At 58.5% G+C, this 11,926-nt stretch carries 17 protein-coding genes; 8 read left to right on the forward strand and 9 right to left on the reverse strand.

Annotation, left to right across the window (positions count from 1 at the left end; genetic code table 11):
• Positions 1 to 94 precede the first annotated feature (94 nt).
• The gene (locus D8U71_RS12225; protein ID WP_130887847.1) at positions 95 to 979 is read left to right on the forward strand and encodes a LysR substrate-binding domain-containing protein; all 885 of its coding nucleotides are present in this window, start codon (positions 95 to 97) and stop codon (positions 977 to 979) included.
• A 102-nt stretch (positions 980 to 1,081) separates the two neighbouring features.
• Here the strand turns inward: D8U71_RS12225 and D8U71_RS12230 are convergent, their stop codons facing one another.
• Positions 1,082 to 2,356 (reverse strand): glucarate dehydratase family protein, encoded by a 1,275-nt coding sequence (locus D8U71_RS12230; protein ID WP_130887848.1) that lies wholly within the window; start codon positions 2,354 to 2,356, stop codon positions 1,082 to 1,084.
• A 30-nt stretch (positions 2,357 to 2,386) separates the two neighbouring features.
• On the reverse strand, positions 2,387 to 3,754 hold the full coding sequence (locus D8U71_RS12235; protein WP_130887849.1) for an MFS transporter: 1,368 nt from the start codon (positions 3,752 to 3,754) through the stop codon (positions 2,387 to 2,389).
• A gap of 119 nt (positions 3,755 to 3,873) precedes the next feature.
• Here D8U71_RS12235 and D8U71_RS12240 point away from each other — a divergent pair, with 119 nt between their 5' ends.
• The gene (locus D8U71_RS12240; protein ID WP_016775066.1) at positions 3,874 to 4,773 is read left to right on the forward strand and encodes a LysR family transcriptional regulator; all 900 of its coding nucleotides are present in this window, start codon (positions 3,874 to 3,876) and stop codon (positions 4,771 to 4,773) included.
• 140 nt (positions 4,774 to 4,913) lie between these two features.
• Here the strand turns inward: D8U71_RS12240 and D8U71_RS12245 are convergent, their stop codons facing one another.
• Together D8U71_RS12245 and D8U71_RS12250 are read right to left on the reverse strand one after the other, a co-directional pair.
• Entirely contained in the window at positions 4,914 to 5,519 is a 606-nt protein-coding gene (locus tag D8U71_RS12245) for a DUF6338 family protein (RefSeq protein WP_130887850.1), read from the reverse strand.
• 189 nt (positions 5,520 to 5,708) lie between these two features.
• Entirely contained in the window at positions 5,709 to 6,044 is a 336-nt protein-coding gene (locus tag D8U71_RS12250) for a hypothetical protein (protein ID WP_024013232.1), read from the reverse strand.
• Positions 6,045 to 6,228: 184 nt separating this feature from the next.
• On the opposite strand from D8U71_RS12250, the gene D8U71_RS12255 reads away from it, so the two are divergent.
• The gene (locus D8U71_RS12255; RefSeq protein WP_038862200.1) at positions 6,229 to 6,468 is read left to right on the forward strand and encodes a hypothetical protein; all 240 of its coding nucleotides are present in this window, start codon (positions 6,229 to 6,231) and stop codon (positions 6,466 to 6,468) included.
• Positions 6,469 to 6,524: 56 nt separating this feature from the next.
• Here D8U71_RS12255 and D8U71_RS12260 read toward each other — a convergent pair whose 3' ends face one another.
• Positions 6,525 to 6,722 carry a hypothetical protein gene (locus tag D8U71_RS12260; protein WP_024013234.1) on the reverse strand — a complete coding sequence of 66 codons (198 nt, stop codon included), beginning with the start codon at positions 6,720 to 6,722 and terminating at the stop codon, positions 6,525 to 6,527.
• Positions 6,723 to 6,940: 218 nt separating this feature from the next.
• Here D8U71_RS12260 and D8U71_RS12265 point away from each other — a divergent pair, with 218 nt between their 5' ends.
• On the forward strand, positions 6,941 to 7,303 hold the full coding sequence (locus D8U71_RS12265; RefSeq protein ID WP_051600742.1) for an NUDIX hydrolase: 363 nt from the start codon (positions 6,941 to 6,943) through the stop codon (positions 7,301 to 7,303).
• A 3-nt stretch (positions 7,304 to 7,306) separates the two neighbouring features.
• On the opposite strand, the gene D8U71_RS12270 is transcribed toward D8U71_RS12265, so the two are convergent.
• On the reverse strand, positions 7,307 to 7,549 hold the full coding sequence (locus D8U71_RS12270) for a DUF1652 domain-containing protein (RefSeq protein WP_016775073.1): 243 nt from the start codon (positions 7,547 to 7,549) through the stop codon (positions 7,307 to 7,309).
• Positions 7,550 to 7,654: 105 nt separating this feature from the next.
• Positions 7,655 to 8,554, reverse strand: a complete 900-nt coding sequence (locus D8U71_RS12275) for a polysaccharide deacetylase family protein (RefSeq protein WP_130887857.1) — start codon at positions 8,552 to 8,554, stop codon at positions 7,655 to 7,657.
• A 197-nt stretch (positions 8,555 to 8,751) separates the two neighbouring features.
• Between D8U71_RS12275 and D8U71_RS12280 the strand changes: the two genes are divergently transcribed.
• The gene (locus D8U71_RS12280; protein WP_130887851.1) at positions 8,752 to 9,432 is read left to right on the forward strand and encodes an SOS response-associated peptidase family protein; all 681 of its coding nucleotides are present in this window, start codon (positions 8,752 to 8,754) and stop codon (positions 9,430 to 9,432) included.
• Between the two features lie 263 nt (positions 9,433 to 9,695).
• On the forward strand, positions 9,696 to 9,968 hold the full coding sequence (locus D8U71_RS12285) for a hypothetical protein (protein ID WP_016775076.1): 273 nt from the start codon (positions 9,696 to 9,698) through the stop codon (positions 9,966 to 9,968).
• Between the two features lie 44 nt (positions 9,969 to 10,012).
• On the opposite strand, the gene D8U71_RS28355 is transcribed toward D8U71_RS12285, so the two are convergent.
• On the reverse strand, positions 10,013 to 10,156 hold the full coding sequence (locus D8U71_RS28355) for a hypothetical protein (RefSeq protein WP_177434898.1): 144 nt from the start codon (positions 10,154 to 10,156) through the stop codon (positions 10,013 to 10,015).
• Between the two features lie 129 nt (positions 10,157 to 10,285).
• Between D8U71_RS28355 and D8U71_RS12290 the strand changes: the two genes are divergently transcribed.
• Positions 10,286 to 10,672: a DUF2784 domain-containing protein gene (locus D8U71_RS12290; RefSeq protein WP_130887852.1), complete on the forward strand. Its 387-nt coding sequence runs from the start codon at positions 10,286 to 10,288 to the stop codon at positions 10,670 to 10,672.
• On the opposite strand, the gene D8U71_RS12295 is transcribed toward D8U71_RS12290, so the two are convergent.
• Positions 10,669 to 11,196 carry a DUF3087 domain-containing protein gene (locus D8U71_RS12295; protein WP_130887853.1) on the reverse strand — a complete coding sequence of 176 codons (528 nt, stop codon included), beginning with the start codon at positions 11,194 to 11,196 and terminating at the stop codon, positions 10,669 to 10,671. The two genes, D8U71_RS12290 and D8U71_RS12295, sit on opposite strands and share 4 nt — an antisense overlap.
• A gap of 222 nt (positions 11,197 to 11,418) precedes the next feature.
• Here D8U71_RS12295 and D8U71_RS12300 point away from each other — a divergent pair.
• Positions 11,419 to 11,926, forward strand: a 508-nt coding sequence (locus D8U71_RS12300) for a pyrimidine/purine nucleosidase domain-containing protein (protein WP_130887854.1), incomplete at its 3' end; no start/stop codon positions are given.

Raw genomic sequence — 11,926 nt, forward strand, 5'->3', positions numbered from 1 at the left:
TGCGTCAGGCTCCGCCATCTGATTGCGCCCATGTTCATTGCTGGCCAGCCATGGAACAAGCGTAATTTCGACCCGCTATCGATGAGTTTTACGAATGAACCCGCGCACCCTCACACCGTCCATGTCGCTGCTGCTGGCTTTCGAGGCCGCCGCTCGCCACGAGAGCTACACCCGCGCCGCCCATGAGCTGTCACTGACGCAGAGCGCGGTCAGTCGCCAGGTACAGATTCTCGAGAAGATGCTCGGCATGCGCCTGTTCAGCCGCGAAGGCCGGCAGGTGGTGCTGACGGATGTCGGGCGCATGTATCAGCGCGAGCTCAGCGAAGCCCTCGGGCAGATTCGCAGCGCGACTTTGCAGGCGATGGCGTTTGGTTCGGGCATCCATAGCCTGCGCCTGGCGACGCTGCCGACCTTTGGTTCGAAATGGCTGCTGCCAAGGCTGAAGGATTTCTACACGGCGCACCCGGGCATGACCGTGCACCTGCATTCGCGGATCGAAACCATCGATTTCGACACCAGCGAAATCGACGCGGCCATCTGCGTCGGCGGCGGTGAGTGGCCAGGCCTGACCGCCCTGCCCCTGCACACCGAAGAATTGGTGGCGATTGCCAGCGCGCAGCTGTCGGCGACTGAACGCAATGAGGCCGAGCGGCACATGGCCGGGCAGTTGTTGCTCAACGTCAGCAGCAATGCCCAGGCGTGGGCGGAATGGTTCAGCCATCACCAACTGCCGCATCGCAGCATGCGGATCGGGCCGAGCTTCGAAATGACCTCGCACTTGATTCAGGCAGTACGCGCCAATATCGGCGTCGGCCTGGTGCCGCGTATTCTGGTCGAGGAGGAATTGCTCAAGGGCGAATTGCTGCAACTGGGCGAGCCGATTACCAGCCGACGCAGCTATTACCTGGTGTACCCGCCGCGTAATGAGAATCTGCCTTCGTTGAAGGCGTTCAGGGATTGGCTGGTTCATACCCTCTGAAGGATCGCGTCGCGGCCATTCGCGAGCAGGCTCGCTCCCACAGTTGCCATGCATTTACATGTGAGAGCGAGCCTGCTCGCGAAGAGGCCAGTCGCAACGACCTCAAAACCTCGGCTTGACCGCCCGCCAATCCGCCTTGTACCGCTGCATCTGCCGCACATCATCGCGCTGGCGAATGCCGCACGTCAGGTACTGGTCATGCAGCTTGGCCAGTTGCTCATGGTCCAGTTCCAACCCCAGCCCCGGGGCACGGGTGATCTTCACGCAGCCATCGACAATCGGCAGCTTGCCGCCCTTGATCACTTCCTCGTCCGGCTCCTGCCACGGGTAGTGGGTGTCGCAGGCGTAATCCAGATTCGGCACCGCCGCCGCGACGTGCGCCATGGCCATCAGGCTGATGCCCAGGTGCGAATTGGAATGCATCGACACGCCGAGGCCGAACACGTCGCACATTTTCGCCAGTGTCTGCGTATCCCGCAGGCCACCCCAGTAATGGTGGTCGGCGAGGACGATTTGCACGCTGTTCTGCGCAACGCTGCGGCGGAACTCGTCGAAATCAGTGACGACCATATTGGTCGCCAAGGGCAGACCGGTGCGCTTGTGCAGTTCAGCCATGCCATCAAGGCCCGGGGTCGGGTCTTCGTAATACTGCAGATCATCGCCGAGCAGTTCGGCCATGCGAATCGCCGTCTCCAGCGACCAGTTGCCGTTCGGATCGATGCGCAGCGGCAATCCCGGAAAGGCTTTTTTCAGTGCCTTGATGCAAGCCACTTCATGCTCCGGCGGCAAGGTGCCGGCCTTGAGCTTGATGCTCTTGAATCCGTACGCTTCGATCATCCGCGCTGCCTGCGCGACAATCTGCTGCTCGCTCAGCGCCTCGCCCCAGTTGTCCGGCTTGTAGGGCGAGTCGATATGTTCGGCGTATTTGAAAAACAGGTAAGCGCTGAACGGCACTTCATCGCGGATCGCGCCGCCGAGCAGGTCCACCAGCGGCACGTTCAGGTAGTGCGCCTGCAAATCAAGAAACGCTACTTCGAATGCCGAGTAGGCATTGCTCACCGCTTTGCTGGCGTGGGAACCGGGGGCCAGTTCGGCGCCAGCAATGCTCGCCGGTTTATTTGCCGCCACGGTGGCCTGCACGATCGCGCGCAATTGATTGAGGTTGAACGGATCGAGGCCGATCAACTGGCTCTGCAATTGTTGCTGGATCGCCAGCGCCGGGGCATCGCCGTAGCTTTCGCCGAGGCCGATGTAGCCGTTGTCACTTTCAATCTCGATGATCGAGCGCAGGGCAAAGGGTTCGTGGATGCCACTGGCGTTGAGCAGTGGCGGATCACGAAAGGCAATCGGGGTGACGCTGACACGGGTGATTTTCAAGATAACGCTCCTGACAGATCAACAATCGATTCAGTGGCTCGCAGCCGGACGAGCCGGCGCTACAACGGCGGCTTCGTCACTTGGCTTTACCGGGGTTTTACCTTTGGCGCCAGGCGCCGTGCGGGCGAAGAAGATCACCACGGCGGCGATCAGCGATGTCGCCGCCAGGCCATACAGGCCGCCCTCGATGGAGCCGGTGGTTTGTTCGAGAATGCCAAACGCGGTCGGCGCGACGAAACCGCCAAGGTTGCCGATGGAGTTGATCAGCGCGATCACCGCCGCAGCGATGCGCGCGTCCAGATAGCTTTGCGGAATCGGCCAGAACAGCGCCGATGCCGCTTTGAAACCGATGGCGGCGAAGCAGATGGCGACGAAGGCAAACACCGGCCCGCCAGTGGTCGACATGAACATGCCGACCGCCGCGATCACCAGCGTCAGCGCGACCCAGGCCTGCTGGAATTTCCATTTGCCGGCCATCGCTGCGAAGCCATACATGGCGACAATCGAAATGATCCACGGAATCGAATTGAGCAGCCCGACCTGAAAATCTCCGAGGTTACCCATCTTCTTGATCATGCTCGGCAACCAGAACGTCGCGCCGTAAATGGTCAGGGCAATGGAAAAATAGATGAAGCAGAACAGCGCGATCTGTCGGTCAGCCAACAGCTTGAACATCGACGGCTTGGCGACTTGTACCGCTTCGCGAGCGCGCTGCTCCTCGGCAATCGCCGCGACCAGTGCGTCTCGCTCTTCCTCGCTCAGCCACTTGGCTTGACGCGGATGCGATTGCAGCCAGAACCAGACGAATGCGCACAACACCACCGAAGCCGCGCCCTCGATGAGAAACATCCACTGCCAACCGTGCATGCCCAATCCGCTGATATGCAACAGCGCACCGGATACCGGGCCGGAAATTACCGAGGCAATCGCTGAGCCGCTGAGAAACACCGCCATGGTTTTGCCGCGCTCGGACGCTGGCAGCCATTGGGTGAAGTAATAAATGATCCCCGGGAAAAACCCGGCCTCGGCCGCACCGAGAATAAAGCGCAGCACGTAGAAGCTGGTTTCACCTTGAACAAACGCCATGGCCATGGCCGCAGCGCCCCAGGTGAACATGATCCGAGTCAGCCAGACCCGTGCGCCGTAGCGCTGCAACAGAATGTTGGACGGCACTTCGAACAGTGCGTAACCGATGAAAAACAGCCCGGCGCCAAGTCCGTACGCCGCTGCGCCGATACCCAGATCGGTTTCCAGATGGCTGCGCACGAAACCGATATTCACCCGGTCGATGTAATTGACGATGAACATCATCACGAACAGCGGCAGGACGTGGCGTTTGACCTTGGCGGCGGCGCGGGCGAGCACTGTGATGGCCGGCGGACTCTGGAGGGTTTTCAAGGGGCGACTCCCGATCTTGTTTTTTTAGGGATGACTTGAAGCGATGAGCCGATCATGGACGTCGCGCATTGATCCCGTCTAATCTAAACAGGCATTCGATTGATACCCGGATTAGATCAATGTTCGAACTTACCCAGCTGCGCTGCTTCACTACGGTCGCCACCGAACTCAACTTTCGCCGCGCCGCCGAGCGCCTCAACATGACCCAGCCGCCACTGAGTCGGCAGATTCAGCTGCTGGAGCATCACCTTGGCGTCGAATTGTTTACCCGCAGCACCCGAAGCGTTGCGCTGACGGCGGCGGGCCGGGCGTTTTTCGTTGAAGCGCAGAATCTTCTGGAGCGCGCCCAGCAAGCGGCGATCACCGCACGCCGGTTTGCCGAGGGCGACATTGGCTCGGTGAACATCGCGTTCGTCGGCAGCGCGGTATATGAATTTCTGCCCAAGGTGATCGCCGAAGCGCGACTCAAACAGCCTCAGGTGAAAATCGATCTGGCAGAGATGAATACCTATCAGCAGCACGAGGCATTGCGCGCTCGTCGTATCGACCTGGGCATCGCCCGGGCGCCATTGCAGGAACCGGGCTATGCCACCGAATGCCTGGTGCGCGAACCATTTGTGCTGGCAGTGCCGAGCGGGCATCGGTTGGCCAATGCAGCTGAGGTATCAGTGGCTGATCTGGATAAACAACCGTTTCTGATGTACTCCCATGAAGCCTATCCGCCGTTCAACGAACTGTTGACCGGCACGCTGCGCTCAGCGCGGGTGGCGCCGGATTACGTGCAGTGGCTGGGCTCGTCGCTGACGATTCTGGCGCTGGTCAACGCTGGCATGGGTCTGGCGCTGGTACCGCGTTGCGCGACCAGCGTGGTGTTCAGGAATGTGGTGTTTCGCGAGATCGATCTGGGCGAAGGGGTGCAAAGCGAGCTGCATCTGATCTGGCGTGAGAACAATGACAACCCGGCGTTCGCGATGTTGCTGGAGGCGATTCGCCGGGCGGTGGTGCAGGGTTGGGGCTGAAAATTATTGTGGCAACCTGTATTTGAGCGGAGGCGGAGCGCTCGGGGCTTTGATCAACGGCTCCTCCAGCGGCTTGCCGTCAGGCCCAGTGAACAGGCGTTCGTATTGCTTTGGCATTGGTCGCGGTGCTCTTGCAGTCGTCATGATGAACCCTCTGATACCGGGCTGAATTCAACCCACTTAACTTGCGCGGAATCTATCAGCAAAATTTCGGCACCAAAAGGCGTCGACTTGCCATCGTCATTAACCCAAGGTGGATTCTGCATCACGAATTGCCCACAACTGGATTCGGACGGCCACTCGACAGGCCAGCCAAACACGCGCCTCTCGTCATGTAAATGCAGGGTTATGAACCGGTCGAACTGGGCGAAAGCGCAGAACCATTCACTGGGGAAAGAAGATTGTTTCGTGACGTTTCGCTTACGTAACCAGCCGTGCAATTTGTCACTCGTAGCCAGGTAACAGGCAAACAAACCCAGCATCAGCGAAAACACAAATGCCCAGAGCGTTTGCGCCCGATCATCCCAGCTTCCTAATGAAAAACCCTTCGAGCCAACCCACAAACAGAGGTTGCCCACCGCCAACACCGCGCCCTGAATCACAAAAGTAAATATCAGCGCCTGCACGATCTGGCCGAACGTATCCGGTCGCTTGAATGCCGTAAGTGAATAGAAGATCCAGGTCGATAGAAAACCCGGGATGAGGTACTGCAACAGCGGAATGATGTCCTTGACCAGATCATCCATGATCCGAGGCTCCTTTCAGTCATGCCGATCCCGTCACGGGCCGACATTCAAAGCCTAGTCAAGGATCCTGCTGCGCCTCGCGGGCAACTGTCACAGCGCATTGCGAGCGTTTGGCTGGAGTCTTCATCCAATGAAAAAAGGCAGACATCGAACTTCGGTGTCTGCCTTTTTTGAGATCCGGGCGCCCGGTTACAGGCAGTCACGCACCGATTGGCGCAGCGATCCGGACTTGGCCCAAGGCGGCCCCTGATAGAGGGACACTTTGCTGCCGTCCTTGTATTTGACGATATCGAGAATCTCATCCGCCGTGATAATGCTCGGCGCGGTAATCCGGTAGCCGTTGGAAATAGACGTCTGCGAAGTCTTGGCCACGTCCTTCTGCCACAACGGTAACAAACACGCGGCATATTCTTTGGGAGGCTTGTCACTGGTCTTGCTGAGGTTTGGCTCGCCCGGCACCAGCGATGCTGGTAACGAGCAACCCGTCAACAGGGCCAGTGCCAAAGTGCCGATCCATACGCGCATGCTGTTTACCTGTTCCGAAAAAACGTGAATGTACCGTTTAACGGCGTGCACATCCATCGTGGCACCCCGCCGTTACCGGGGTTTGGACAATTTTTTACATCGGTTCAGCCGGGCGTCAGATGGCCTGGCCCCAGGTGGAAAAATGCGACTACTCTTTTCTACCGAGAATGTTCTGGAGGTGATCATGCGGCTCAATGAATACGAACACGAACTTCAACGGGATTTGCAAAGCGTGGCGTCGGACCTGAGATGGTCGGCGGTCGACCTCAAGCGCATTGCCGAACAATTGCGCAAATCAGGTAACGAGGCAGACGCCCAGACTGTGTTGCGATCTTGCACAATCCTGCAAAACGACGAGGAGAGATTGCAGATCTATGCCAGGGAGGTAAAAGCCCGGACCATCAGCCGAATCAAGGTGCACTGACTCCTGATCCAAACAAGAAGCCCCGGTCGAAACCGGGGCTCTTTCGTTATAACGCGTCAACTCACGTTCTGGCTTTGCACCCGCTTGGCGCGTTGCTTGTAACCAGGAAGCGCCGCCGCATAGGCCATCGCTTCCTCCCTGCTGGTGAATGACGCCAACCGGTCACCCTGAGTGCAAACCCGCCATGGGCCGTTGTTCACGCTAAGCACGTCATAACCGTTCATGTGCAGCTTGTTCAGCATTGGAATGCTCATGAGCACCTCCATTTTGTCAACGGTGTTTTCGGTGTACGGGCTTACCTTACACCCGCTCCCCGCTGCGGTGTAAACCGGATTCGCCCTGGCACATGTCAATTCACTGGCACTTTTTGCTACGCAAATGGCTCCGAATCGAGAGGGAACCTTTAAATCCGCTTGCGGCTCGAATATTGCAGATTGATTACAGTTTTATGACACGCATCAACAGGGCAATCATGAAAGTACGCGCCACCGTCATTTGCGAGCAGGATCGCCATATCCTCCTGGTACGCAAACCCCGCCATCACTGGTCATTACCCGGGGGCAAAGTCGAACCCGGGGAAACCCGTGCGGCGGCAGCCGTGCGCGAGTTGCAGGAGGAAACCGGGCTCAATGCTGAGGACGTCCTGTACCTGATGGATTTTCAGGCGGGCAGTACGCGGCATCATGTGTACGAGGCTTCGGTGGTCAACCTCGACGATGTGCGCCCGCAGAACGAAATCGTCGATTGCATCTGGTACCCGCTCGATGCCGTGCACAATCTTGAAACCAATGACGCGACACGGCGCATCGTGCAGGCCTTTCAACGGCGTTTATAACGATCAGCCGGCGAACGCCCGGCGACCGGCGCTGATTTCCGTGCGCAACTCACCGATGAAATTGGAAATATCGCGAATCGTCACCAGATGCTCGGGAGAAACGCCGTCAAGCAACAACTCGACACGCCCACTGCCCGGCTCATACACCTTGATCCGCAACAGACCTTGTCCGGTCGGTGTGCAATCACACTTGAACGTGGGGAAGCCTGACTCGACGATCCGGCAAATATCGGCAATGGCAAGCATGGACGGGCGCCTCGCAGGCGGAGAATCGATCCATCGAGCATAGACCCACGGTGTGTTTACTGCCCGCTCGAGAATGCCAAGCCGATCACAACTCACTCATGCCATTCAATGCGCGTCGTGATCCCAGATCCAGTTCCACATTCCGGGCAGATTCACCGGCTCAGCGCTTTGCTGAACCGTACGCGCCAACGCAGCTTTTTCCAGTGCGGCCTGATTGTCGTAGAACGGCTTGTCCGCCAGTCTGACCCCGGTCGCCGCCGCGCTATCGAGCAGAATCTGCAGATATTCGCGAGTGTGGCGCGCGGTGTAGCGATTGAGGTCATGGAACGTCACCACGACCGGAATTACGCCATCCACGGTCGGCAATTGACCCACGGCGATACGCTCGCGCACTTCCGATAACTGCCGCAGCATGTTCGCCCGACGCCGAGGGCTGGCGTTGAAGCCCCAGATCTTGCCGTCGTTGGCACTCAGGTCCGTGAGCAAGACATGCAAGCCGTGTTTTTGATAGGCCGCAAATGTGCGCTTGTCGTAGTTCCAGAACGGTGGGCGCAACAGCTTGGGCTGCGCCCCGGTGATAGCGGCGATGTCAGCGCTGCCATCGGTCAGCGACTGCTCCAGTTCTTGCGGGTCGAGCGAGCGATGGTTGGTGTGCCAATGAGTCGCGGTGTGGAAAGCGAGAATATGCCCCTCGCCGTGTTCACGCCGCATCAGGCTGCGACCGATCTCGCTATTGCCTGCCCTGGGTGCTCGGGTCTGCACGAAAAACACGGCTTTGATATTTGCCTGCAGCGGATTGCTTTTGAGGCTGTCGAGCACCGCCGCCGTGGGATTCCACAACCCTGAAGCGCTGGGGCCATCGTCGAACGTCAGGAGAAAACGTACGGGGGCTTGGGCCATCAGGCGCGTTTCGGTTTGCGTGGTCATTTCAATCGGCGCGGCGATGCAGCCGGCCAGACCGAGCGCGATGAGCGCAGCACAAAGAAGTTTGCATCCGGATGTCATGTCTTGCCCTGAGGCCGCGGCCGTCGTGTTGTCGAATGGCAAACCTCCATCGCCTTTGTCCATCCCTGCGCGGCTATCCGCGAGCGCAGGTTGGATAAGGTACACAGGGTTTGGTTCCGGTGCTGCTTTCAGTGCGTCATCGGCCGGCACATTGGCAGGTCCGACTAGACTCAAATTTCCTCAAGGAGATTTCATCCATGTGCGGAAGACTCACGCAGTACCGTGGGATTCACGATTTCGTTGCGGTGCTGAGCATCCCCGATGCGTTGATCAATCACGTCGGCGATGCGCCGCTCAATCGCTACAACGCAGCGCCCACCACTGCGCTGGCGGTTCTGCATCAGCACGAACAGGCCATTCATGCCGACAATCTGCGCTGGGGCTGGCGCCCCCATTGGGCCAAGGATCGTGCCCCACCTATCAACGCTCGGGTAGAGAAAGTCGCCCACGGCGCGTTCTTCCGGGCGATCTGGCGGCAGCGGCTGATCGTGCCGGTCGACAATTGGTTTGAGTGGGTTGATAGCGGGGAAAAATCCCGACAGCCCTGGTTGATTCGTCGGGCGGATCAGGCTCCGGTCTTCTGTGCCGGTATCGGCCAATTTCCAGCACCGGGGGTTGCGCCGAGGGAGGACGACGGGTTCGTCATCATCACCGCTGACAGCCTGGGCGGCCTGCTCGATATTCACGATCGCCGCCCAGTGGTCTTCGATTCGGCGCGAGCTCGGGAATGGCTTGATCCGGCTACGCCAGTGGAGCGCGCCGAGCAGATGCTGCTGTTTGAAGGCGAGCCCAGTGAGGCCTTCGAATGGTACAAAGTCGGCAAAGCGGTCGGCAATACGCGTAATCAGGGTGCGCAATTGATAGAACGAGTCGACTAAATAATCCGTCCATCCTTGCGTTAATCAAGCAACGCCGCCACTGAGTCCCCTGCGTTACAAAAAGTGTTTCAACCGCGATACACCCCCCATAAAACAGCCGTTTGAGCGAATCAACCGCCTGTCAGACATTTCGACAGTCATACATACATTTTCCCGCGCTGCGGATAGCATGCGCGCCGCCTTTCCGATTGGTATACCAGTTGACCAAAGAGTCAAAGAAATCAGGAATCCATCAACAACTTTCAAGCCTTGCAGAGAAATAAGTGAGCGACGATTTTGCAATCAAACAGGTCAGCGGCCTGAAGTGTGTCCATCTGTCCAAGACAGAACGCCTGGAACTCGACTGTTTTATCGGCCATTACATCAAGACCCGAAACCTGCACAGCGTGCCCGATATCGAACGCACCCTGCGCAGCACCCTCGAGGGTTATCCCGGCCATCCGCCGGTGATGGTCAATGAGCTCAATGCGTGGATCGATCGAACGTTGGGGTATCGCGCGACCTACCCGGACTTCACGCAGCTGGCAGACCTCTGAAACGCGAAGAGCCCCGCTGCTGCGGGGCTCTTCGTATGCGCTGTTCAAGGTTTCAGCGGACGCTCCTGATCGCGGTCCGACAACTCGCGGCTGTCATCGTGCTTCCAGGTTTTTTCCTGCCTCTTTTGCCGCTCGATTTCTTCCTCTGTTGGCGCATCATCTTCCGCACGCGTTTGCTCAGTTGCCATGTGCACCTCACCTCAGAACAGTTGATGATCGTTAAAGGGTAGAACACTTTTGCGCGCCCAGATTCACCAAGGAATTTTGTCCCGCGCGGCGTACCATAGCGCCATCCACCCTTACGTCAGGAAGACGCCATGCTCTACCGAATCGCCGCCGACGGGCTGGTGCTGTTTCACTTGTGTTTCATCTTGTTCGTGCTGTTCGGCGGGCTGCTGGTGCTGCGCTGGCCACGTTTGATGTGGCTGCACTTGCCGGCGGCCGCATGGGGCGTGGCGGTCGAGGTATTGCACCTGACCTGTCCGTTGACCTACTGGGAAAACCTCATGCGCCACGCGGCCGGGCAGACCGAATACGCCGGCGGCTTCATTGAGCATTACATCTGGCCGATCATCTACCCGGCCGGTCTGACGCCGCAGATTCAACTGGCCCTCGGCAGCGTGGTACTGGCGGTCAACCTGTTGGTGTACGCACGACTGCTGCGCTCGTGGAAACTGCGCCGGACCCGGCGCATTCCGTTTTAACGCGAGGCCGGTTTCAACGTTTCCAGCCACTGCGGATCGAAGCGTGGCTGGTCAGAATCAAGTCCCTGCGCCTGCATCCGCGCCTTGTGCTGTTCGACTTCGTCACGCAGTTGTCCGTGATCGCTGTAATTGCCGTCCAGCTCATGCATTTGCAGCAATCCGAGGTGATAGAAACGCAACACCTTCATCGCCGTCGGATCGTGGTTCTGCACCGCCGCTGTCACCTGATGCATGACATTGGTGATGCTCATCAGATTGCGCTTGAGGCGCCAGCTGTACACCGCCGGGGCCATCCAGGTCTGATGCCAGAAACGCCCGCGCAACAGCGCCGCCGTCAGCAGAAACGCCACGAATACGCCGCCGACATTGAAACGCAGGTTATCCCCGTCGGGTTCACCGAACACTGCCACCGCAACCGACGAAAACAGCATGGCCAGCAGCAGAAACAGCACGGCGATGATGATCGTGCTGCGGCGGGTCTGCTGACGAAAGGTAGCGGGGTCCATCGGCTGAATCTCGAACATCGAAAATGACTTCCTTGAGTGGCAAAACGCGCAACGGAAAAAACTCGCCAGCGCATTATCGCATCGCACCGGGTTTTAGCTATGCTGGGGCTCCTTTTCATCTTTTCAAAGTCCAACGGGACATGGCGGTATAACGCAGATCGTGCCATCTTCATTCATGGATACACACTATTCGGATGCCATCCGCTGCGTTGTGGATGACATCGTTTTAAGGATCACTGCATGACCCAACGACACGTAATCAATGCCTCGGTCAGTCCGAAAGGCAGTCTGGAAACCCTTTCTCAACGTGAAGTTCAGCAACTGAGCGAAGCCGGATCCGGCAGCACCTATACCCTCTTCCGCCAATGCGCCCTGGCCATCCTCAACACCGGCGCGCATGTCGACAATGCCAAGACCATCCTCGAAGCCTACAAGGACTTCGAAATCCGCATTCACCAGCAGGATCGCGGTGTACGCCTGGAGCTGCTGAACGCTCCGGCCGACGCGTTCGTCGACGGCGAGATGATCGCCAGCACCCGCGAAATGCTTTTCAGCGCCCTGCGCGACATCGTCTACACCGAGAACGAACTAGATAGCCAGCGCATCGACCTGAGCAATTCCCAAGGCATCAGCGACTACGTGTTCCATCTGCTGCGCAACGCGCGCACCCTGCGCCCGGGCGTCGAGCCGAAAATCGTGGTGTGCTGGGGCGGCCACTCGATCAACACCGAAGAATACAAATACACCA

It is taken from the genome of Pseudomonas sp. Sample_21 (assembly GCF_004307525.1).
GTDB classification, from domain to species: Bacteria; Pseudomonadota; Gammaproteobacteria; order Pseudomonadales; family Pseudomonadaceae; genus Aquipseudomonas; species Aquipseudomonas atacamensis.